This window comes from Vibrio sp. ED004 (assembly GCF_023206395.1).
GTDB lineage: Bacteria > Pseudomonadota > Gammaproteobacteria > Enterobacterales > Vibrionaceae > Vibrio.
The window spans coordinates 1,889,854-1,911,449 of record NZ_CP066149.1 but is presented as its reverse complement, the minus strand read 5'-3'; the positions used below and the strand labels follow the sequence as shown (position 1 = coordinate 1,911,449).

At 45.8% G+C, this 21,596-nt stretch carries 21 protein-coding genes and 1 riboswitch; of the genes, 9 read left to right on the top strand and 12 right to left on the bottom strand.

Annotation, left to right across the window (positions count from 1 at the left end; all coding sequences use genetic code 11):
* Positions 1-63: 63 nt before the first annotated feature.
* The 5 genes from mutM to radC form a co-directional block, all read right to left on the bottom strand.
* Positions 64-873 (bottom strand): bifunctional DNA-formamidopyrimidine glycosylase/DNA-(apurinic or apyrimidinic site) lyase, encoded by an 810-nt coding sequence (mutM, locus tag ITG10_RS08640; protein ID WP_017629503.1) that lies wholly within the window; start codon positions 871-873, stop codon positions 64-66.
* Positions 874-876: 3 nt separating this feature from the next.
* A complete protein-coding gene (locus ITG10_RS08635; protein WP_128644320.1) occupies positions 877-1,413 on the bottom strand; it encodes a hypothetical protein in 537 nt (178 codons plus the stop codon).
* Positions 1,414-1,617: 204 nt separating this feature from the next.
* Positions 1,618-1,785 (bottom strand): 50S ribosomal protein L33, encoded by a 168-nt coding sequence (gene rpmG, locus ITG10_RS08630; RefSeq protein ID WP_002535344.1) that lies wholly within the window; start codon positions 1,783-1,785, stop codon positions 1,618-1,620.
* A 13-nt stretch (positions 1,786-1,798) separates the two neighbouring features.
* Complete coding sequence (rpmB, locus tag ITG10_RS08625) at positions 1,799-2,035, bottom strand: 50S ribosomal protein L28 (RefSeq protein ID WP_004728407.1); 237 nt, start codon at positions 2,033-2,035, stop codon at positions 1,799-1,801.
* A gap of 291 nt (positions 2,036-2,326) precedes the next feature.
* Positions 2,327-3,001 (bottom strand): DNA repair protein RadC, encoded by a 675-nt coding sequence (radC, locus tag ITG10_RS08620; RefSeq protein ID WP_248386809.1) that lies wholly within the window; start codon positions 2,999-3,001, stop codon positions 2,327-2,329.
* A gap of 224 nt (positions 3,002-3,225) precedes the next feature.
* Here radC and coaBC point away from each other — a divergent pair, with 224 nt between their 5' ends.
* The 3 genes from coaBC to lpxL all read left to right on the top strand — a co-directional run bounded on the left by coaBC (position 3,226) and on the right by lpxL (position 6,217).
* Positions 3,226-4,467, top strand: coding sequence for a bifunctional phosphopantothenoylcysteine decarboxylase/phosphopantothenate--cysteine ligase CoaBC (gene coaBC / locus ITG10_RS08615; protein ID WP_017629501.1), 1,242 nt, complete (start codon positions 3,226-3,228; stop codon positions 4,465-4,467).
* Between the two features lie 139 nt (positions 4,468-4,606).
* A complete protein-coding gene (slmA, locus tag ITG10_RS08610) occupies positions 4,607-5,197 on the top strand; it encodes a nucleoid occlusion factor SlmA (protein ID WP_016768952.1) in 591 nt (196 codons plus the stop codon).
* A gap of 39 nt (positions 5,198-5,236) precedes the next feature.
* Complete coding sequence (gene lpxL, locus ITG10_RS08605) at positions 5,237-6,217, top strand: LpxL/LpxP family Kdo(2)-lipid IV(A) lauroyl/palmitoleoyl acyltransferase (RefSeq protein WP_017629500.1); 981 nt, start codon at positions 5,237-5,239, stop codon at positions 6,215-6,217.
* Positions 6,218-6,353: 136 nt separating this feature from the next.
* On the opposite strand, the gene pyrE is transcribed toward lpxL, so the two are convergent.
* Entirely contained in the window at positions 6,354-6,995 is a 642-nt protein-coding gene (pyrE, locus tag ITG10_RS08600; RefSeq protein WP_026084102.1) for an orotate phosphoribosyltransferase, read from the bottom strand.
* Positions 6,996-7,227: 232 nt separating this feature from the next.
* Entirely contained in the window at positions 7,228-7,944 is a 717-nt protein-coding gene (rph, locus tag ITG10_RS08595; protein ID WP_009847983.1) for a ribonuclease PH, read from the bottom strand.
* A 248-nt stretch (positions 7,945-8,192) separates the two neighbouring features.
* Here rph and ITG10_RS08590 point away from each other — a divergent pair, with 248 nt between their 5' ends.
* Complete coding sequence (locus ITG10_RS08590) at positions 8,193-9,059, top strand: YicC/YloC family endoribonuclease (protein ID WP_017629498.1); 867 nt, start codon at positions 8,193-8,195, stop codon at positions 9,057-9,059.
* A 266-nt stretch (positions 9,060-9,325) separates the two neighbouring features.
* Here ITG10_RS08590 and ITG10_RS08585 read toward each other — a convergent pair whose 3' ends face one another.
* The 3 genes from ITG10_RS08585 to ITG10_RS08575 form a co-directional block, all read right to left on the bottom strand.
* Positions 9,326-9,538 (bottom strand): cold-shock protein, encoded by a 213-nt coding sequence (locus ITG10_RS08585; protein WP_017071067.1) that lies wholly within the window; start codon positions 9,536-9,538, stop codon positions 9,326-9,328.
* Between the two features lie 313 nt (positions 9,539-9,851).
* Positions 9,852-10,277 carry a phosphate-starvation-inducible PsiE family protein gene (locus ITG10_RS08580; RefSeq protein ID WP_026084101.1) on the bottom strand — a complete coding sequence of 142 codons (426 nt, stop codon included), beginning with the start codon at positions 10,275-10,277 and terminating at the stop codon, positions 9,852-9,854.
* A 211-nt stretch (positions 10,278-10,488) separates the two neighbouring features.
* Positions 10,489-11,859 (bottom strand): NCS2 family permease, encoded by a 1,371-nt coding sequence (locus ITG10_RS08575; protein WP_017629496.1) that lies wholly within the window; start codon positions 11,857-11,859, stop codon positions 10,489-10,491.
* A 58-nt stretch (positions 11,860-11,917) separates the two neighbouring features.
* Positions 11,918-12,017: riboswitch (purine riboswitch) on the bottom strand.
* A 324-nt stretch (positions 12,018-12,341) separates the two neighbouring features.
* On the opposite strand from ITG10_RS08575, the gene gmk reads away from it, so the two are divergent.
* From gmk to recG, 4 genes are all read left to right on the top strand, one after another.
* Positions 12,342-12,965, top strand: coding sequence for a guanylate kinase (gmk, locus tag ITG10_RS08570; RefSeq protein WP_017629495.1), 624 nt, complete (start codon positions 12,342-12,344; stop codon positions 12,963-12,965).
* A gap of 279 nt (positions 12,966-13,244) precedes the next feature.
* Positions 13,245-13,517, top strand: coding sequence for a DNA-directed RNA polymerase subunit omega (rpoZ, locus tag ITG10_RS08565; protein WP_009848003.1), 273 nt, complete (start codon positions 13,245-13,247; stop codon positions 13,515-13,517).
* Between the two features lie 39 nt (positions 13,518-13,556).
* A complete protein-coding gene (spoT, locus tag ITG10_RS08560) occupies positions 13,557-15,683 on the top strand; it encodes a bifunctional GTP diphosphokinase/guanosine-3',5'-bis pyrophosphate 3'-pyrophosphohydrolase (RefSeq protein ID WP_017629494.1) in 2,127 nt (708 codons plus the stop codon).
* Positions 15,684-15,959: 276 nt separating this feature from the next.
* Positions 15,960-18,038, top strand: a complete 2,079-nt coding sequence (gene recG, locus ITG10_RS08555) for an ATP-dependent DNA helicase RecG (RefSeq protein WP_017629493.1) — start codon at positions 15,960-15,962, stop codon at positions 18,036-18,038.
* A gap of 251 nt (positions 18,039-18,289) precedes the next feature.
* Here recG and envZ read toward each other — a convergent pair whose 3' ends face one another.
* Both envZ and ompR read right to left on the bottom strand, forming a co-directional pair.
* Positions 18,290-19,588, bottom strand: coding sequence for a two-component system sensor histidine kinase EnvZ (gene envZ, locus ITG10_RS08550; protein WP_026084100.1), 1,299 nt, complete (start codon positions 19,586-19,588; stop codon positions 18,290-18,292).
* Between the two features lie 168 nt (positions 19,589-19,756).
* Positions 19,757-20,476 carry a two-component system response regulator OmpR gene (gene ompR, locus ITG10_RS08545; RefSeq protein ID WP_008218409.1) on the bottom strand — a complete coding sequence of 240 codons (720 nt, stop codon included), beginning with the start codon at positions 20,474-20,476 and terminating at the stop codon, positions 19,757-19,759.
* Between the two features lie 442 nt (positions 20,477-20,918).
* Between ompR and greB the strand changes: the two genes are divergently transcribed.
* Positions 20,919-21,401 (top strand): transcription elongation factor GreB, encoded by a 483-nt coding sequence (gene greB / locus ITG10_RS08540; protein ID WP_017629491.1) that lies wholly within the window; start codon positions 20,919-20,921, stop codon positions 21,399-21,401.
* Positions 21,402-21,596 lie beyond the last annotated feature (195 nt).

Here is a 21,596-nt window from a genome sequence, read left to right as displayed (position 1 = left end):
ACAATTGTAGCCACTCGCTAGCCTATCGACTAGCAATAAAAAGTGAACACGAGTTCAGGTTTTCTATACTTGGCACTCTTTGCAATAAAACGTATTGCGTTGTCCGATTTTTTGCTCTTCAAGTTTCTCACCACAACTCGGGCACTTTTCACCGGCTTTACCATACACTTGCAGCTCTTGCGCGAAGTATCCGGGCTTACCATCTGCTTGTGCGAAGTCTTTGAGGGTAGTGCCACCTTGTTTGATGGCGGTAGCGAGCACTTGCTTGATCTCTTGGGTTAACAAGATCCATTCTTCTTTTGTTACTTTGCTTGCGGGGCGTAAAGGGTGGATTCGTGAAGAAAATAGCGCTTCATTGGCGTAGATATTCCCGACACCCACTACTACTTTGTTGTCCATAATGAACTGTTTAATAGCCACTTTACGCTTTTCGGCCTTCTCGGCGATGTACTCAGCGTTAAAGTCGTCAGTCAGTGGCTCTGGGCCAGAACCAAGCAACACAGGATGAGTTTCATCAGGCGCCGACCATAACCACGCTCCAAAGCGACGAGGGTCGTTATAACGCAGCACCTTACCATTAGTCAGCTTGAGATCCACGTGATCGTGCTTTGCCGCGGGGAAATCGGCATCTAATACACGCAGTGAGCCAGACATACCAAGATGCACAATGGCAGTGCCCGTATCAGTTTCAATCAACAGGTACTTGGCGCGACGTGAGATCGCACGAATCACCTGCCCTTCTAACTTTTTAAGATCTTGTGGGATATCCCAACGCAGCTTAGGCGTACGGAAGGTAAGGGTCTTGATGGTCTCACCGACTAAATGAGGTGAGATCCCCATACGGCTTACTTCGACTTCGGGTAATTCAGGCATAGTTTAGTCGTCCGGTTTTGAGGAATGCTCTGAGTTAAGACTTGGAAACAAGTAACTCTCTTCAATAGACACCGCCAACCACTGATCATTCCAGTTTTTTAATAACCAAAAATCAGGCAGCTGATAATATGTAATACGCTGGGGCTCTTCCTGAGCGTGATACCAAACTTCAACAGTGTGTGGTGTATTGAGCTGAGGAGAAAGGTCGTTATAGGTTTGTGAGTCGACCTCGGTACCTACAAGCTGTTGCCAACGTTGTGACAGCTCTTGTGCACTCGTCGCTTGTTTTGGCACGGACTCTTTCATTTGATAAACCCACTGACCATCCTCTTGTACGATTGACCACTTCACAAAGTGCAACGCTTGAAGTTCTGATTCAGGATTTAATAGATAGGGGTAAGGACTACTTACCTTAAGTTCAGATTCTGGCTCAGGTTCGATGAGATAAGCTTTGATCAATGTTGGAAGGTTTAACACGCCAATAAAAGCAATCACGCTCAACATGAGTATGTTGTTCCACCTACGTCCACGATATCTCATCTGATTCTGCTCATCTAACCTATTGAGCAATCAGTATATCGTGAAAGTGGCAATACTTTCCATGCTGCACGATTTTCTATCGATTAGGCGTTATATCAAGTAAGAGCAGTTAAGTTACTCAAACTTTGGGTATAAAAAAACCCAGCGATTAAGCTGGGTTTTTCAATTCTTTCTTCTACTGAAGAAGAGCAAAAAAAGCATCAATTACTTGATTTTCGCTTCTTTGTACATAACGTGTTGGCGAACTACTGGATCAAACTTTTTGATCTCAAATTTGCCTGGCATGTTACGCTTGTTCTTATCAGTTGTGTAGAAGTGACCAGTACCTGCAGAAGATACTAGACGAATTTTCTCACGAATGCCTTTAGCCATTGCTTAATTCCTCTTAAACGTTTTCGCCACGTGCACGGATATCAACAAGAACAGCATCGATGCCTTTCTTATCAATGATACGCATGCCTTTAGCAGTTAGACGTAGTTTAACAAAACGTTTTTCGCTCTCTACCCAGAAACGATGAGTTTGTAGGTTCGGCAGAAAACGGCGCTTAGTAGCATTGCGTGCGTGTGAACGGTTGTTACCCGTTACTGGACGCTTACCAGTTACTTGGCATACTCGGGACATGAATGTCTTCTCCAATCGTTTCAGCTCGATATCAACCTTGGTGGCCGAACCTCTCTATCAATTAAAATAGAAGGTAAAAACCGTTATGGAAAATCCATACAAGGCTATCAAAGGTCGCGCATTATACTAACTTGACACGCATTGCTCAAGACCCGAACAGATCCTTTTTACGGGTTTCGTGATCTTTTTTTGTGCAGCGCAGCTTGCTTGAGTAATCAGAGCTGATTTTAGGTCTAAAAATGTGGGCGGAATAATAGCAGATTTAACGTAACTAACAACCTAAAATGTGATTCAAATCCATCCACGCTCTGCAAAAGAGACAACTTCACCATCTCCGACGACAAAATGGTCGAGAATTCGGATGTCCACCAGCGCTAATGCATCGGTTAAACGGCGTGTGATTCGTCTATCTGCTTGGCTTGGCTCTGCGACACCCGAAGGATGGTTATGCGCTAAAATTAATGCCGCTGCATTATGATGAAGAGCGCGTTTTACCACTTCCCGCGGGTAAACCGATGCGGCATCGATGGTTCCTTCAAACATCACCTCGTCTTTTATGACCCTATTCTGGTTATCTAGGAACAATATATAGAAGGCTTCTCGCTGGCGATCGCGCAATATGCTCGAGAGATAAAGCTTGGTATGACTGGGGCTGGTTAAGGCGTCACCTCGAGATAAAGTCTCCGCGAGATAGCGCTGCGTCATCTCTAACACAGCCTGCAGTTGAACGTATTTAGCCTGCCCCATCCCTTTATGAGCGCAGAACTCTGCCTCCGTTGCTGAAAAAAGATGCCTTAGCGAACCAAAATCTTTAATTAACTTGTCCGCCAACTCTAAAACGTTCATTCCTTGCGTACCCGTTCTAAGAAATATTGCTAAAAGTTCGGCATCACTTAACGAATCTGGTCCTCTATTCAATAACTTTTCTCTTGGCATCGATTCGGCGGGCATTTTATTTATCGGCATATAAAAGCTAATCATTGGTCATGAACACGATCCATCAGCTTAATGAGCTTGCACTCAGAGATCCTTTGATAGAGATAAAAGGCAGCGAGTCACTTACAAAATCGTGTAATTGATAAGTTTGATAACACCAACTTGATGAGCGTCAACTCTGTTCGAGTTCTGCTTCTAGGCACTCATCCTTTGTTCTGATATCGTAAGTCGCAGAAAAATTAAGGAACAGAATCATGCAAACACAGGTTAATCCACTGAGTAACGCTGACCAACAAGGCCTAGCAGGGAAAAAAATTCTTCTTGGTATTAGTGGTGGTATCGCTGCTTATAAATGTGCCGAGCTGACTCGCCGCCTAATTGAGCGTGGGGCGCAGGTACAAGTCGTCATGACCAATGCAGCCAAGGAGTTCATCACTCCCCTTACCATGCAGGCAGTCTCGGGAAGGCCTGTGTCTGATAGTTTGCTTGATCCTGCTGCAGAAGCTTCTATGGGGCACATCGAGCTAGCAAAGTGGGCTGACTTAGTATTACTAGCACCTGCAACCGCTGACTTGATTGCACGCATGACTGCTGGCATGGGCAACGACCTACTGACCACTCTGGTGTTAGCAACCGATGCGCCAGTTGCGGTATCTCCAGCAATGAACCAGCAAATGTACAGCCACCCAGCCACTCAAGAGAACATCGCGACACTAAAACGTCGTGGTTGTGAAATCTGGGGACCTGCTGCAGGCGAGCAAGCTTGTGGTGATGTTGGTATGGGACGCATGTTAGAGCCAATGCAGCTCGTGCATCGCTGTGAAGACTTCTTCCAACCTAAGCCACTTGCTGGCCGTTCTGTGCTTATTACTGCAGGCCCGACTCGTGAAGCGATCGACCCTGTACGCTACATTACTAATCACAGCTCAGGAAAAATGGGCTATGCACTAGCTGAAGCAGCCGCGAAACAAGGTGCAACAGTCACCCTAGTCAGCGGTCCAGTATCACTCGCGACACCAAACAAGGTAACTCGCGTTGATGTAGATAGCGCACAACAGATGTTTGATGCCGTTACTGCTAACGCCGCTCGACACGATATTTTCATCAGCTGCGCCGCGGTTGCCGATTATCGCCCTGAGACCATCGCAGACCAAAAGCTCAAAAAGGTCGATGGCAAAGATGACATGTCTATTCACATGGTTAAGAACCCAGACATTGTCGCTTCTGTCGCCTCAATGACTGAAGGTCGCCCATTTACTGTCGGCTTTGCTGCTGAAACTCAAGATGTAGAGAAATACGCTCGCGGAAAGCTCGAAAGAAAGAACCTTGATATGATTTGTGCCAATGACGTTTCTGTCGAAGGCCAAGGTTTCAATAGCAGTAGCAATGAATTGCACCTTTACTGGAAAGGCGGCGATAAATCTCTACCACTAGAGAGCAAAGACACGCTAGGTTTCCAGATCCTCGATCAGATCCAACAGCTTATTGATGCATAAACGCACAGATTTGCTCTGACAATCTGCTGACACCTCTCGATTCTGTTGACCTAGGGCTCACAAAACTAGGAAACAGAATTGAATGGTGTTTATAATCTTTCTTCACTCAATCCTCATCTTTAGGAAAGGAAGTAAATAGATGGCTGGTACTCGAAAATCAAACCGTCGTGAAGAAATCCTACAAGCTCTCGCACAAATGTTGGAATCGACCGAAGGTGCTTCTCGTATCACAACGGTAAAGTTGGCTAAGCAAGTCGGCGTATCTGAAGCTGCGTTATACCGCCACTTCCCAAGCAAAGCCCGCATGTTTGAAGGCTTGATCGAGTTTATAGAAGAAGCGTTGATGTCTCGAATCAACCGCATTCTCGATGAAGAGAAAGACACTCTTGAGCGTATCCGCTTAGTGATGCAACTGATCTTAGTCTTCTCTGAGCGCAACCCAGGCTTAACTCGTATTTTATCGGGTCATGCCCTAATGTTTGAGAATGAGCGTCTTCGTGAACGAATTAATCAGCTTTTCGAACGTATTGAGACTCAACTTCGCCAAATTCTTCGCGAAAGAAAGCTTCGTGAAGGAAAATCGTTCCCAGTTGATGAGAAAATCTTAGCGGCTCAGTTGCTAGGTCAAGTTGAAGGCAGCCTGAATCGATTTGTACGTTCTGACTTCAAATATCAACCGACAGAAAACTTTGATGCTTATTGGGCACTGCTAAGCGCTCAGATTAAGTAGCAATCAAATTAAGTAGCAATCAAATCTTAAGTGATGGTTATGACGACGAAAACTTCTTCAGCAAACGGCACGGCACAACACGTGATTACTAAGCCGCCTTTTACTCTAGCTCTACTTCACCCTAAATATTGGGGTGTTTGGTTCGGCTTTGGGCTATTGGCGCTTATCGTTAACGTTCTCCCTTACCGTATCTTGTTACTGCTAGGTCGCTCGTTAGGCTCTCTTGGTGCTCGCTATGGTAAAAAGCGCGTTGCAGTCGCAGCACGTAACCTAGAACTGGCCTTCCCAGACAAGCCAGCAGACGAAGTCGCTGCTATGGTGAGTGAGAACTTTAAGAACACCGGTATGGCACTGATCGAAACTGGCATTACTTGGTTTTGGCCTACATGGCGCTTCAAGCGCATCCTAGTGGACAAAGACACTCAAATGCTGCGTACACACAAAGCCAACGGCAAAGGCGTTCTTTTGTGCTGTGTGCATGCCTTGAACCTAGAGATCACGGCACGAGCAATGGCTGTTCTTGGTATTTCAGGTTTAGGTGTTTATCGCCCGCACAACAATCCGGCTTATGAATTTATTCAATACCGTGGTCGTACTCAAAACGGCAACCGTCTGATTCACCGAAAAGACGTGAAACGTATGATTCGAATTCTGCGTCAGGGAGAGATCCTTTTCTATCTGCCGGATCATGATTACGGTCGTAACAAGTCTGTGTTTGTACCTTTCTTCGCAGTAGAAGATGCGTGTACTACCACAGGCACCAGCATTCTGGCGTACACCAGCCGATGTGCACTTGTTCCGGGTTCAGGTTTTAGAAATGCCGATGGCAAGTATGAAATCATGGCTGACGAGTCGATCGAAGATAACTATCCGCAAAAAGATGAGAAAGCGGCGGCGGCTTACATGAACAGCTACCTAGAGAAGATTATCTTACGTGCTCCTGAGCAATGGATGTGGCTACACAAGCGCTTCAAGACAATGGAAGATCCAGAAGCTGAACGCGGCATTCGTTATAAATAGAGCGCCTATCGTTAGATAGGAAAACAGCTCACTTCAATAGAAAAGTAAAAGGCCCGAAAGAGTTATCTCTCGGGCCTTTTTAATTTTTCGATTCTAAACTTAGAACGTTAAACCGTTAGGTTCGACGCTTCAGGTGTTAGATTCCGTATTGAGCGCGGTACGCTTTTACTGCGTCTAGATGTGCTGCATCTGTGCCTTTCTCTTCAAGGAAAGTCACAAGGTCAGTCAGGCTAACGATTGAGATGATTGCACAACCGAAATCGCGTTCAACTTCTTGAATTGCAGACAGCTCGCCTTTGCCTTTCTCTTGACGGTCGATAGCAACAAGAACACCCGCTAGATCCGCGCCGTTCGCTTGGATGATTTCCATCGACTCACGAATCGCAGTACCTGCAGTGATCACGTCATCTACAAGCATGATGCGACCTTCCAGTGCGCTACCGACTAGGTTGCCACCTTCACCGTGGTCTTTCGCTTCTTTACGGTTAAAGCAGTAAGGCGTGTCCACATCGTGGTGATCTGCCAGTGCTACCGCTGTTGTCGTCGCGATTGGGATACCTTTGTATGCAGGGCCAAATAGTACATCAAACTCAATACCTGAATCAGCCAATGCTGCTGCGTAGAAGCGACCTAAACGTGCTAGGTCACGACCTGTATTAAACAATCCAGCATTGAAGAAGTAAGGGCTCTTACGGCCAGACTTTAAAGTAAACTCACCAAACTTAAGTACTTCTTTCTCTAGTGCAAATTCAATAAATTCACGTTGATATGCTTTCATGCTCATCCTCTAAATTAATTTACTTTCCAATTCCTAACTTCCGATCGCTTCGAAAGCTAACGATGATGTATTTTCTAAATAGATAGCTCTACAACAAGGCAGCAAAGTTTTTCAGCCCTATAAGCATAGGGGACCTATGTGATTAGGGTGAAAAATTGCAGCTAACACAGGTGTAGAGTTATATATGACGAAAATAAAAAAATAGCCCCCAAATGGGAGCTATTAAAAATAATTAGTCGGCCAACGCAGCTTTCTGCGCTTCGACGATATCGGCAATGCCCTTATTTGCCAGGGCTAAAAGCTGCATCAGCTCTTCGTGGCTGAACGGTTCGCCTTCTGCGGTGCCTTGAATCTCAATCATCTTACCGTCTTCCGTCATTACAACGTTCATGTCGGTATCTGCTGCTGAGTCTTCAACGTACTCAAGGTCACACAGTGCCTGTGCACCAACGATGCCCACTGAAACAGCCGCTACATGGCCTTTCATTGGGTTCTTTTTCAGTTTGCCGCTTGCTAGTAGGCTGTTGATAGCGTCAGCCATTGCTACGCTTGCGCCTGAGATAGAAGCAGTACGTGTACCGCCGTCTGCTTGGATAACATCACAATCGACAGTGATCATGATTTCACCCATTACTTTTAAATCAACAACAGCACGTAGGCTACGAGCGATCAGACGTTGGATTTCCATCGTACGACCACCTTGCTTACCGCTCGCCGCTTCACGACGGTTACGAGTGTGCGTTGCACGTGGCAGCATGCCGTATTCAGCTGTAACCCAACCCTTACCTTGACCTTTCAACCAACGCGGTACGTTTTCTTCTACCGTCGCATTACATAGAACTTTAGTGTTGCCGAACTCAACTAATACAGAACCCTCAGCATAAGCTGTGTAGTTACGAGTAATTTTAATTGGACGAATTTGATCTACAGCGCGGTCATTTGGACGCATTGGTATCTACCTTATTAACAGTCTGAAGTGATTTACTATCGAAAGAGTGCATCACCTAAGAAAGGGGTGAGACAGTTTTGATTGGGGCAAGATTATATAGCAGTTTATCTTTCAAATCTATTTGCCGTTCAAAGCTATTTATCTTCAAAGGCTATTTATAGTGAAAATCAATCGACTTCGGGTGCAACTCGTATCGTGATACTATGCGTGCGCGTTATTTTCAGAATGATAAAAGACAGGAAAATTCGATGATTTATAGTATGACCGCGTACGCACGCAAAGAAGTAAAAGGCGATTGGGGTACAGCAGTATGGGAAATCCGTAGTGTAAACCAACGCTACCTAGAAACTTACTTCCGTATGCCTGAACAGTTCCGTGGTTTAGAGCCAATCCTACGTGAGCGTTTCCGTAAGCGTCTAGCTCGCGGCAAGGTTGAATGTAACCTACGCTTCGAAGCAAACCCAGCCGCTAAAGGTGAGCTAAGCATCAACGAAGGTTTAGCACAGCAAGTAATTAACGCTGCTAACCAAGTAATGACCATGACTGGCGAAGAAAGCCGTTTGAACCCATTCCAAGTGATGAACTGGCCTGGTGTGATGGAAACTCCAGAGCAAGACATGGATGCCATCAACAAAGACCTGCTAGACGCATTCAACGATGCGATTGCCGAGTTCATTGATGCTCGTGCTCGTGAAGGTGAAAACATGAAGGCGCTAATCGTACAGCGCTTGGATGCGATCACTGAAGAAGTAGTGAAAGTTCGTGCACGCATGCCTGAAATCCTAGAATGGCAACGTGAGCGTCTGCTTAACAAGTTTGAAGAAGCGAAAATTGAGCTAGAAGGTTCTCGCGTTGAGCAAGAGCTTATCCTGCTAGCACAGAAGTCAGACGTAGCAGAAGAGCTAGACCGCCTAGACTCTCACGTGAAAGAAGCCAATGCAGTATTGAAGAAAGGTGGCGCATGCGGCCGTAAGCTGGACTTCATGATGCAAGAGTTCAACCGTGAATCAAACACGCTAGCGTCTAAATCTATCAGCACAGACATCACAGCTTCTGGTGTAGAGCTGAAGGTTCTTATCGAACAGATGCGTGAGCAAATTCAGAACATTGAATAACAGTCTTAGTGAATTAAAAATGAGCTCCTAGTTTTAGGGGCTTTTTTATGGATACAACAATGACAATCACGGTAAGCCAGTGAGCAAGTAATTACGCTGGAGATTGTTTAGAGCAAAAGATAGATACAGCTATAGATAGAACAGAGCGGGTGTAACAAAAGGATTTAAGCGTTTTTTGAAGGGGGTGTTACGGTGGAACTGAGGGGGATACTGATTTGAGAGAAAGTGACGCAAGTTGCTGTTGCAACCTGCGCCGACTTAAAATCTTATAGAGCTACAACGTTTGCAGCTTGAAGACCTTTTTGGCCTTGCTCTACTTCGAAAGACACTTGTTGGCCTTCTTTAAGAGTTTTGAAACCTTCAGAAGCGATAGCACGGAAGTGTACGAATACGTCAGCGCCGCCGTTGTCTTGAGTTAGGAAACCGAAACCTTTCTCTTCGTTAAACCATTTTACTACGCCGTTTACTTTGTTAGACATGATGTGTCCCTTATATAAAAATAAAAAATTAATCGCCAAAAAGTGCGATGCGCTGAAAGCTTGAATTATTTAATGTATCTATGAAGCTAAGGGAAACACTGAGAATAACAATGAAGCAATACTAAGGGTTTTACTTTACAACTGGATGTTTCATTTAATAACCCTGAAAACAGAGCGAGGACATTCTTGGTGATCCTAGCTAGGTTGTAAAGCGTTATTTAAAGAAAACGACGTTTTTTCGCTCAAGCTCCCCTTATTAAAAAACCCAGCGCTATCGCTGGGCTTCATTTATAAAGTCTTAACCTTCAAAGTTTTACTCATCTGGCTGTTTGGTTCGAAGATCCACATACGGCCAGTAATGGTGTCCAACACGAATTAATAGCGTTGCTGCGGCCAAAATAAATGCAGCTAAAGACAACCAAACGATCAATACCGCATCGAGTTCTTTCATGCCTAAAGTGATGTAACGAGCAATCGCCATCATAGCAATGTAGATAGGATACCTAACCGGGATCTTACCGTTCACCACAAACTGCTGAACCATGGCCAACACTTCGAGATAGATAAACATCAGCAGAATATCGGTCAGTTGCACTCGACGTTCAGCGAATACATGCATGAACTCTTCGACCATCGCGAACAGGGTCGCCAGCGTGATCGCCACCAGCAGCACCGCTTCCATAATGTGGAATACTTTTAAAAACGGCTTACTAAAAGATTTAGGTAAGTGAGAAGGCATAGTCACTCTTCAAAAAATAATTAATCCAGTCTCTACAATAGCATGCATCAATATAAGTCGCGTACTCTCAAAACATCGACTTTAGGATAACGCCACCAGTTACACGTCTAGAGACGGCAGATACAAAAATGGCTCCACATTCACTGTAGAGCCACCTATTAGTCTTTTACTTAACATCTGTTACTTAACAAACGCTACTTACCGAGCTGCCTTATAGCAGAATCAGATAAGTTAAGAACACCACACACAGTCCGTAGATAAGTGGGTGAACTTCTTTACGCTTGCCCGCGACAACCATGGTGAATGCGTAGCTGATGAAGCCCATCGCCATACCGTTCGCTGGTGAGAAACTGAGTACTGTGAACATGATGGTGAAGAAGGCTGCAATGCGTGACTCTTTCTTCTCCCAGTTGATCTGACCAAGACGGCCTACCATGTAGATGCCCACCACTACCATCGCAGGCGCAACCATAGCTGCCGAGAAGATAGAGAAGATTGGGTATAGGAATAGCGAGATTAGGAACAAGCCTGCAACCATCACTGCCGCTAAGCCCGTCTTCGCACCTTGAGAAGAAGCGATACCCGACTCAGAGAAAGCGGTGATTGATGTTGTACCAAGAATCGAACCAATCACGGTACCACCCGCATCCGCCACTAGAGCCGATTTTGCGTTTGGCACCTTACCGTCTTTATCGATGATACCCGCATCGCGGCCAACACCAACAATCGTGCTCAAGCCATCGAAGAAGTCGACAATCAGGAAGATAAGCACGATGAACAATAGGTCGAACATTTTCTCAGGTGTGAAAGCAGAGAAATCAAAAATAGCGCCGAAGCTGCCAGCCATGCTCGGTGGCATCGCAACTAGCTGCTCTGGGATTGGCGCGTTTGATGTACCCATGAATACGTCAGCAAGAATGGTCAACACGATAGCAGAAACGAACGAGATAAACGTCGCTAACTTAATGTCACGAACCATACAGCCAAGTGCGATAAAGATACTCACGTAAGCGATGATCACTTTTGGATCGGAAATGTCACCCAAGCCAACCAATACGAATGGGTTAGAAACGATGATGCCTGCATTCTTAAGACCCAAGAAAGCAATGAACAAACCGAGAGAAACGGTAATCGCCAACTTCAAATCTTCAGGAATCGACTCAATCATCGATTTGCGAATATTGGTTAACGAGAATGCGAGGTAAAGGATACCCGAAAGGAAAATACCAAATAGCGCTTCATTCCAAAGCACAGCTACCGAACCACTCAGCAACAAGCCTTTGAAGAAGCCGTTCATGCTCATGCCTGGCGCAAGCATTACTGGGTAGTTACCCCAAATACCCATGATTAGGGTTGCGATAGCCGCTGACAGAGCTGTCGCAGTAAACACGGCACCTTTGTCCATACCTGGAATATCACCCAGAATCGCTGGGTTAACCGCCAGAATGTAGCTCATTGCCAAGAAAGTAATGAAACCCGCGTACAGCTCAGTGCCAATCGTGGTTTTTCTTTCAGTGATTTTAAACATCGAATCAAGCGAGCCAGAGGTGTTCTGGGCTTTCAGGGTGGAATCGGTACTCACAACAAAACCTTTGCAATAAATTAAGAATTTGGTGATTCAAATGCTGTGAGAATAGAGAGGTCTCTACACTAAAAACTGTAGTCACCAAGGTAGGCTCGGTAGTAGAAACATCTAGTCCATATCACTAGATATATACAGCATTTAATCGTTTGCGCGGATTGTAAGGATTGAGATTAAAACTTCAACAAATTTTGTCCAGATCACATAAAAAAGTACCGATGACCAGTCATTACATTTCTACAAAGATCATCGAGAAGATCATTCCCTAATAAATAACGATCAAGCCAGTTGTTCTCAATCATCTAAATATGCTACTCTTCGCCTCCATTTTTCTGACCTAAATTTCACCAGTTGCTTCTATTAGTTTTACTCGTTATCCCTTTATAGACGTAACCATCGGTACAACAGTTAAGGTCAGTGCTATCTTTTATAGTGTCGGTTTATCGCCTTCACTCAATCCAACCAACAGTGGAAATATACAGATGGGCAAAGGTACTCTTTACATCGTATCTGCACCTAGTGGCGCAGGTAAGTCGAGCTTGATCTCAGCAATGCTAGAAACCAATCCAACCTACGCAATGAAGGTATCTGTTTCACACACCACTCGCGGTATGCGCCCTGGTGAAGAAAATGGTGTTCACTACCACTTCGTAGAGAAGCACCACTTCGAAGACCTGATCAATAAAGGTGAGTTCCTAGAGTACGCTGAAGTATTCGGCAACTACTACGGTACTTCACGCGTTTGGATTGAAGAAAACCTAGACCGCGGTATCGATGTATTCCTAGATATCGACTGGCAAGGTGCTCGTCAGATCCGTGAACAGATGCCTCAAGCGAAGAGTGTATTCATTCTTCCACCATCAAATGGTGAGCTAGAGCGTCGTCTAAACGTTCGCGGTCAAGACAGCGACGAAGTTATTGCGAAACGCATGAGCGAAGCAAAGTCTGAAATTTCTCACTACAGTGAGTATGACTATGTGATCGTGAATGATGACTTTGATGCAGCCCTAATGGACTTCAGAGCAATCATTCGTGCGGAACGTTTGAAAGAAGATAAGCAAGCAGCTAAATACAGCGGCATGCTTACAGCACTACTGGCGGAATAATCTCTGATACTAATCGTAGTAAACAACTGGTCATTCTAGCTTGTGAAAAAGCCTGATAACGTCGTTAGAATTTTTGATTGTAGGGTCACTACTTATCGAAAAATTCTTCCTTGTTCTCAAACTTTTTTCCGGCGCTATCTCTGAGCACTTATTTACTGTGATTGGTATAACTGGATTTTCCATTGAGATAAGTATACGGTGATCTAGAAAGTCTCTAGTTAAACTTGTATACTTTCTCGTCATCAAAAATTTATTAGTTAATTACTATTTGGAGTCCTCATGGCACGCGTAACTGTTCAAGACGCTGTTGAAAAAGTTGGCAACCGTTTCGACCTAGTTCTTATTGCGGCTCGCCGCGCACGTCAAATGCAAACTGGCGGTAAAGATTCACTAGTGCCTGAAGAAAACGATAAGCCAACGGTTATCGCTCTTCGCGAAATCGAAGAAGGTCTTATCACTAAAGACGTACTAGATGCTCGTGAACGTCAAGAGCAACAAGAGCAAGAAGCGGCTGAACTTGCAGCAGTAAGCAGCATCGCTCACACTCGTTAAGAACGTCATTCGAACTAATTAACCTTCCGGGCCTTTAATTTGTATCTATTCGATAGCCTCAAAGACGTTGCCCAAGAATACCTAACAGAGCCTCAAATTGAGGCTCTGCGTCAATCTTATGTGGTAGCGAGAGACGCCCATGAAGGGCAAACCCGCTCAAGCGGTGAACCATACATTATCCACCCTGTAGCTGTTTCAAGAATCCTGGCAGAAATGCGTCTGGATATCGAAACCCTACAAGCTGCTCTACTTCATGATGTGATTGAAGACTGTGATGTCACTAAAGAAGATCTAGAGGAAAAATTTGGCAATACCGTTGCTGAATTGGTTGATGGTGTATCTAAGCTGGATAAGCTTAAATTTCGTGATCGCAAAGAAGCGCAAGCAGAGAACTTCCGTAAGATGGTTCTCGCCATGGTGCAAGACATCCGCGTTATCTTGATCAAATTAGCTGACCGTACTCACAACATGCGCACGCTTGGGGCACTTCGTCCTGACAAAAAGCGTCGTATTGCTCGTGAAACCCTAGAGATCTATTCTCCACTAGCTCACCGTCTTGGTATTCATAACATCAAGACCGAACTAGAAGAGCTGGGCTTCGAAGCCCTCTACCCTAACCGTTATCGCGTACTGAAAAACGTAGTGAAAGCTGCGCGTGGTAACCGTAAGGAAATGATCCAACGTATCCATAGCGAAATCGAAGGCCGCCTTGAAGAAGTCGGTTTGCCTGCTCGCGTACTTGGTCGTGAAAAGAACCTATTCTCCATCTATAACAAGATGAAAACCAAAGAGCAGCGCTTCCACACCATTATGGACATCTACGCTTTCCGCGTAGTGGTTGATACCCCAGATACTTGTTATCGCGTACTTGGTCAGGCTCACAGCCTGTACAAGCCTCGTCCTGGCCGCATGAAAGATTACATTGCGGTACCAAAAGCCAACGGCTACCAATCTCTGCACACATCAATGATCGGCCCTCACGGGGTACCAGTTGAGGTTCAGATCCGTACTGAAGATATGGATCAAATGGCAGACAAAGGTGTCGCGGCGCACTGGTCTTACAAAGGCAATGGTTCACGCAGCAGTAATGGCACAACCGCTCAGGTTAAAGCACAACGTTGGATGCAGAGCTTACTTGAGCTACAACAAAGCGCAGGTAACTCATTCGAATTCATTGAAAACGTTAAGTCTGATCTGTTCCCAGATGAGATCTTCGTGTTCACGCCGAAGGGTCGCATTGTCGAACTTCCTGCTGGCGCAACAGCGGTCGATTTTGCTTACGCGGTGCATACCGATGTCGGCAACATGTGTGTAGGTGCTCGTGTCGACATGAACCCTTACCCACTCAGCAAATCGCTGAAGAACGGCCAAACCATTGAGATCATCAGTGCTCCGGGCGCACGTCCGAACGCAGCATGGCTCAACTACGTAGTGACATCTCGTGCGCGTACTAAGATCCGTCAGGTTCTGAAAACGATGCGCCGTGAAGAGTCGATTACGCTAGGTCGTCGTCTACTGAATCACGCACTTGGTGAACACTCTATTGCCGATATCGGCCAAGAGAACCTTGAGCATGTATTGTCAGACTTACGCCTAGATAACGTTGAAGACTTGCTCGCATCGATTGGTCTTGGTGAGCTGATGAGTATCGTTATTGCTCGTCGTCTACTTGGTGATGCTGACGAACTGACTGAAGTCGAAAACAACAGCGACACACCTAGGAAGAAACTTCCGATCCGTGGTGCTGAAGGTCTACTACTAACGTTCGCTAACTGTTGTCACCCGATTCCTGATGATCACATCATTGCCCATGTATCTCCAGGTCGTGGCCTTGTGGTTCACCGTGAAACGTGTCCAAACGTTCGTGGTTACCAAAAAGAACCAGACAAGTACATGGCGGTTGAATGGTCTGACGATTACGACCAAGAATTCACAGCTGAGCTTCAGGTTGATCTGCAGAACCACCAAGGTGCACTGGCTGAGTTAACTAACGTTATCTCAAAAACAGGCTCTAACATTCACGGTATTTCTACCGAAGAGCGTGATGGACGCTTGTACACAGTGACAATCTTGCTGACCACCAAAGATCGTGTTCACCTTGCGAGCATTATGAAGAAGCTACGTGTGATGCCACACGCGCTAAAAGTAAGACGTCGTAAGAACTAGATCTAAAAGAAGATAGATAAAGCAGATGAGAGATACGAGTCTCGAGATGCGAAGAGCAAAAGCTTTTCACTACTCACCCTTTCGTATTTCGAGTCTGCTTTAATTTTTTGTACTGCCCTGTTCTTTCATCCCCCGATAACTCCAAACTCCTATTTGCTCTTGATCTCTTCGAATCTCGTTTACCCGTATCCCGTATCTGCTTCTAAGCTTTATCCTGTACAAAAATCCAGTAAAATGCTTGAATAGATTATCTCTCTTACGTTTATGAGCCTTGTTATGTCACAGCTTTTATCTGCTATCCCTCTCAACTCTTTATCTGGAGTCGGCGCTAAAGTCGCAGAGAAACTGCAAAAGGTTGGGCTTAACAACGTACAAGATCTGCTATTTCACCTTCCTTTGCGCTACGAAGATCGAACACGTATCTACCCAATCGTAAAGCTGCACGCCGGCCTTTGGGCTGCTGTACAGGGCAAAGTAATGCACGTCGATACCATTTTCGGTAAACGTAAGATGCTTACAGTAAAGATCAGCGATGGTAACGGTACGATTACGCTGCGCTTTTTCAACTTTACTGCAGGAATGAAGAATAACTTTGCTGAAGGCAAACAAGTGCACGCCTACGGCGAGATCAAACGCGGTAATATGGGACTTGAGATCGTCCACCCTGACTACAAGTTCTTTGCCCCAAGGCAGCAGCCAGATGTTGAAGCTAACCTGACCCCGGTGTACCCAACCACTGAAGGGCTAAGACAAGTCACACTGCGCAACCTCACTGACCAAGCTCTAGAGCTAATCGACAAAGCTGCCGTCAATGAGCTGCTACCGTCTGGCCTATACGACCACCAAATCACCCTAACACAAGCACTGCATACCATTCACAGGCCTCCTCCAGGCATTGACCTAGAGCTGTTTGATGAAGGTAAACACCCTGCTCAACTGCGTCTGATTATGGAAGAGCTACTGGCTCAAAACCTGTCGATGTTGTCGGTTCGTAGCAAAGGACAACAAGACAAAGCGATGCCATTCCCTCCAGTGAACACCCTCAAAGATAAGCTGTTGGCTCAGTTGCCTTTTTCTCCGACCAATGCGCAAGCACGAGTGACCAAGGAGATCGAAGCTGACTTAGAAAAGCCACACCCTATGATGCGTTTAGTACAAGGGGATGTAGGTTCAGGTAAAACCTTGGTTGCTGCACTGGCGGCGGTTCGCGCATTAGAGCATGGCCAACAAGTCGCCTTGATGGCACCAACAGAACTATTGGCCGAGCAGCACGCTATTAATTTTGCTAACTGGTTTGAAGCAATGGGCATTCAAGTCGGTTGGCTGGCAGGTAAACTCAAAGGCAAAGCCCGTGAAACCGAACTGGCACGCATTGCTAGCGGCGAAGCGCAAATGGTTGTCGGAACTCATGCCTTGTTCCAAGAACATGTCGAATTCAAAAACCTTGGCTTAGTGATCATTGATGAGCAGCACCGATTTGGTGTCCACCAGCGTTTGGAGCTGCGTGAAAAAGGGGCAAAACAAGGCTATTACCCGCACCAGCTGGTGATGACAGCAACGCCAATTCCACGAACACTGGCCATGACGGCCTATGCCGATCTCGAAACCTCGATTATCGATGAACTGCCACCGGGTCGAACACCGATTCAAACCGTGGCGATTCCTGATACCAAACGGGATGATATCGTTGAGCGGGTGCGTAATGCGTGTCTTAATGAAGGAAAACAGGCCTACTGGGTATGTACGCTGATTGATGAATCCGAAGTATTGGAAGCGCAAGCCGCTGCTGATACCGCAGAAAAGCTGCAACGTAAGCTGCCAGATGTGAAAATTGGTCTGGTACACGGCCGAATGAAACCCGCCGAGAAACAAGCGGTGATGCAAGAATTCAAAGAGAACAAACTGCACCTATTGGTTGCGACTACGGTAATTGAAGTAGGTGTGGATGTACCAAACTCGAGCTTAATGATCATCGAGAACCCAGAACGTCTTGGCCTAGCACAACTGCACCAACTACGAGGCCGTGTCGGCCGTGGTTCGGTCGCAAGTCATTGTGTACTGCTGTATCATTCGCCGCTATCTAAAACCGCTCAGAAACGTTTAGGTGTACTTCGTGAAAGTAACGATGGCTTTGTGATTGCTCAGCGAGACTTAGAGATCCGTGGCCCAGGAGAACTGCTTGGTACCAAACAAACTGGCCTAGCCGATTTTAAGATTGCTGACTTGGTACGAGACCAACGTTTAATCCCTGAAGTACAGCGTATCGCACGTCATATTCACGATAGCTACCCAGAGAATGCTAAGGCGATCATCAACCGCTGGTTGGGTGAGCGTGATGTTTATTCTAAGGCGTAACTAGCAAAACTAACGTAATCCAAAACGCAAAAGGCTTCCCTCAAGGAAGCCTTTTTCGTGTGTGTTACTTCCATCAATCAAGAACGAGATTCCCTATTCGCTCGTTCCTCACGATAGAGAATGACGATCAAAGTAAACTGTCATCGTCAAAGTCCATGGTTAGCAATGCGTCATCCCCGAGAGGGAAGAATGACCGAGTCGGGGATCTCGAAACAGAAACCCAACCGACTCGCCAAACAATGAAACTTAGCTTACGGCTTCACAGGGAAACTGATCTGCGCTTTCAAACCGCCTTCACTGCGGTTATTCACTACCACCGCACCTTGATGCTGGCTGACGATACGTTTCACAATTGCCAAGCCTAAGCCCGTACCCTCACTTCCTCGAGCCGTATCACCACGAGTGAACGGTTCAAACAACTTACCGACTTGGTCTTGTGGGATGCCCGGACCATTATCTTCTACCGTCACCCAAGCTAACTTATTATCTGCAGTCATGCCGGTCGATACCTTGACCCAACCATTACCATAGCGCAGCGCGTTCACCACCAAGTTACTCACTGCACGCTTCATCGCGATCGGGTTGCCCAACGCAGGTTTCATGGTTTCTGGAATATCGGTTTCAATCTGGACCTCATAGCCACCTTCAGAGCTAGAGACCTCGCGCGCAATATCATCGACAAACACCGCTTGGAATGAATCACGATCGACTGGCTTTAAGTAATCCATGAACTGGCTGATAATCTCGTTACACTCTTCGGTATCACTGATTATCCCTTCGGCTAAGTAGGCATCCTCTGGGGACATCATCTCAGTCGCTAAGCGAATACGCGTTAACGGAGTACGCAAATCATGACTGATACCTGCCATCAACAATGCGCGGTCTTCTTCTAACTCTTGGATGCCTTTCGACATCTGGTTAAAGGCTCGAGTTACCGAGCGAATCTCTTGTGCACCTTGCACTGGCAATGGCGGTGGTATATCACCGCGCCCAACACCTTGCGCCGCTTTCTCTAGTTCTATCAACGGCCGGTTTTGCAAGCGAATAAACAACCAACCACCCGCGACAATCAACAACGCCATAATCAGGCTGTTACGAAATAGTGGTGCAAAGTCTTCTTCTTGCAACTCAGACAGAGGTATACGAATCAACGAGTTAGGAAGCTGAGCAATGTCCATCCACAGCACATAGCTCTCTTTACCTAGAATCAACCGCACTTCGGTTTCAGAGCCCAGCTCTTTGGTCATCTCCTCACTCATTAGGTCAATTGCGACCGCATGATAATACTCACCCGCAGCCTCGCTATCCTTGGCGTGAACCGTCACTCCGAGTTGCTCAAGCACACGCTGACGCAATGGTGCATCAATCTCGATATCACTACTGCCTTGGTCCAATACCAGGTTTAACTCGTGAGCCAAGATCTTATTAAACTGCTGCAAGCTCGGCATCAATGCGTAGTTAAACACGGCGTAATATGAAAAGATCTGGCTAGCAACCAACAGGGTTAAAAAGAGCACTATCGACTGAGTAAAGGAGCTACGTATGCGCATAGAAGACCTAAAGTGAAAGGTGGAGAAACAGAGACATAATAGAAACTATAACTCTAAACCATTGTGCTGAATACAAAACGGGCCATCACATATCAATGAGATGGCCCGTAAATAGAGAATTCTGAATTACAGAATCGATAAAGCGGCTTTTGAGCTTATAAAGCTAGATTACACAGCTTTACCATCTGGAACGAATACATAACCCAAGCCCCACACCGTTTGGATATAACGGGGTTTGCTTGGATCTTCTTCAACGAGACGACGCAGACGTGAAATCTGAACATCGATAGAACGTTCCATTGCTGAATACTCACGGCCACGAGCCATGTTCATCAGCTTATCGCGAGACATTGGCTCACGCGCGTTAGTGACTAGCGACTTAAGTACCGCAAATTCACCCGAAGTAAGCGGCATAGGCTCTTCACCGCGGAACATTTCACGCGTACCTAAGTTCAAACGGAACTCACCAAACTCAACCACAGACTCTTCTGTGCTTGGTGCGCCCGGAGCTTCAATCACTTGGCGACGCAGTACCGCTTTGATACGAGCAAGCAGTTCACGCGGGTTAAATGGTTTTGGCAGGTAATCATCGGCACCTACTTCCAAGCCCACAATGCGATCCACTTCGTCACCCTTTGCAGTCAGCATCAGGATAGGCAGCGAGTTGTTTGCGTTTCTTAGACGACGACAGATCGATAGACCATCTTCGCCCGGTAACATTAAATCCAATACCATCAAGTGAAAATTTTCACGGGTTAACAGGCGGTCCATCTGCTCACTGTTTGCCACGCTACGCACTTGAAAGCCTTGCTCTGACAGATAGCGCTCTAACAGTGCACGTAAACGAGCATCGTCATCGACCACTAAAATTTTGTAGTTTTCTTGCATGTAATGGTTCCACCTATTAAAGCTTAAACCTAAGGTTAAGCATTCTTGGTAAATGTGTATTAGGGCGTGTTGACCTTTCGTGGTTAAATTTTGTTCGAGATAAAAGCGTTTTAATCGCGGCGAGGGGGAAGTAGCCTAGTCATTCTAAACAAATCTCCCTCAACAACGAGTAAAACGCTTTTAGCCGAACCCTTCGGGCAACGTTTGCTGGTCATTTCTACTGCGTTATCGGCTTCTCATGTAGGCTAGCTACACATCAAAGCCTCTGCCTTGTATAAATACCCAGCAATTCGTTGCAAAATCAGCTCGAAAGATCAACACGCCCTAGTATAAGACATTAAAAATGTAACATTATTGGAGAAAAAGTCGCCTAAATAATTGTTAACGTATGTTGCCTTTCTATATATTCTATCTTAGATCATCATTTCATTAAGTCAGATTTATGAAAACCAAACTTATCACCCGAGAAGGTTATAACAAGCTCAAAGCAGAGCATGACCACTTATGGCACGAGAAGCGTCCTGAAATTACTAAGATAGTCACTTGGGCTGCAAGCCTTGGAGATCGTTCAGAAAACGCAGATTACACCTTCAATAAGCGTTTACTTCGTCAGATCGATCGCCGAGTACGTTTCTTAAGAAAGTTCCTACCTGATGTCACGATCGTTGATTACTCGCCACAACAAGAAGGTAAGGTATTTTTCGGGGCTTGGGTCGAAATTGAGAATGATGATGGGGAAATTAAGAAGTTTCGAATTGTCGGCCCAGAAGAGATCTACGGCGATGCTAAAGGCTATATCTCTATCGACTCACCAATGGCTAGAGCTCTGCTCAAGAAAGAAGTGGATGATGAATTTACGGTAAAAGCACCGGAAGGCGACAAAGAGTGGTTCATTAACTCGATTCGCTACGCAGACAACGAATAACCAAACTTAATAAATACTTAGCGATGAGCTGAGTGTTCAAGCAAACCCAAACTCCAGACAAAAGAAAACCCCGCTAGGCTTTCGCCTAGCGGGGTTAAGTCTCTATCGCAGCAATCCGGCTACTGTTTATCTCTTCGAGATAAGGTGCTCCCTGCATCTTTCCTTGATAGTGGCTAAATCCTTTAACCAATTTCC

Bases quoted from the DNA above. Each gene is read 5' to 3' on its own strand.
- mutM (WP_017629503.1), bottom strand. From the start codon at position 873: ATGCCTGAATTACCCGAAGTCGAAGTAAGCCGTATGGGGATCTCACCT.
- ITG10_RS08635 (WP_128644320.1), bottom strand. From the start codon at position 1,413: ATGAGATATCGTGGACGTAGGTGGAACAACATACTCATGTTGAGCGTG.
- rpmG (WP_002535344.1), bottom strand. From the start codon at position 1,785: ATGGCTAAAGGCATTCGTGAGAAAATTCGTCTAGTATCTTCTGCAGGT.
- rpmB (WP_004728407.1), bottom strand. From the start codon at position 2,035: ATGTCCCGAGTATGCCAAGTAACTGGTAAGCGTCCAGTAACGGGTAAC.
- radC (WP_248386809.1), bottom strand. From the start codon at position 3,001: ATGCCGATAAATAAAATGCCCGCCGAATCGATGCCAAGAGAAAAGTTA.
- coaBC (WP_017629501.1), top strand. From the start codon at position 3,226: ATGCAAACACAGGTTAATCCACTGAGTAACGCTGACCAACAAGGCCTA.
- slmA (WP_016768952.1), top strand. From the start codon at position 4,607: ATGGCTGGTACTCGAAAATCAAACCGTCGTGAAGAAATCCTACAAGCT.
- lpxL (WP_017629500.1), top strand. From the start codon at position 5,237: ATGACGACGAAAACTTCTTCAGCAAACGGCACGGCACAACACGTGATT.
- pyrE (WP_026084102.1), bottom strand. From the start codon at position 6,995: ATGAAAGCATATCAACGTGAATTTATTGAATTTGCACTAGAGAAAGAA.
- rph (WP_009847983.1), bottom strand. From the start codon at position 7,944: ATGCGTCCAAATGACCGCGCTGTAGATCAAATTCGTCCAATTAAAATT.
- ITG10_RS08590 (WP_017629498.1), top strand. From the start codon at position 8,193: ATGATTTATAGTATGACCGCGTACGCACGCAAAGAAGTAAAAGGCGAT.
- ITG10_RS08585 (WP_017071067.1), bottom strand. From the start codon at position 9,538: ATGTCTAACAAAGTAAACGGCGTAGTAAAATGGTTTAACGAAGAGAAA.
- ITG10_RS08580 (WP_026084101.1), bottom strand. From the start codon at position 10,277: ATGCCTTCTCACTTACCTAAATCTTTTAGTAAGCCGTTTTTAAAAGTA.
- gmk (WP_017629495.1), top strand. From the start codon at position 12,342: ATGGGCAAAGGTACTCTTTACATCGTATCTGCACCTAGTGGCGCAGGT.
- rpoZ (WP_009848003.1), top strand. From the start codon at position 13,245: ATGGCACGCGTAACTGTTCAAGACGCTGTTGAAAAAGTTGGCAACCGT.
- recG (WP_017629493.1), top strand. From the start codon at position 15,960: ATGTCACAGCTTTTATCTGCTATCCCTCTCAACTCTTTATCTGGAGTC.
- envZ (WP_026084100.1), bottom strand. From the start codon at position 19,588: ATGCGCATACGTAGCTCCTTTACTCAGTCGATAGTGCTCTTTTTAACC.
- ompR (WP_008218409.1), bottom strand. From the start codon at position 20,476: ATGCAAGAAAACTACAAAATTTTAGTGGTCGATGACGATGCTCGTTTA.
- greB (WP_017629491.1), top strand. From the start codon at position 20,919: ATGAAAACCAAACTTATCACCCGAGAAGGTTATAACAAGCTCAAAGCA.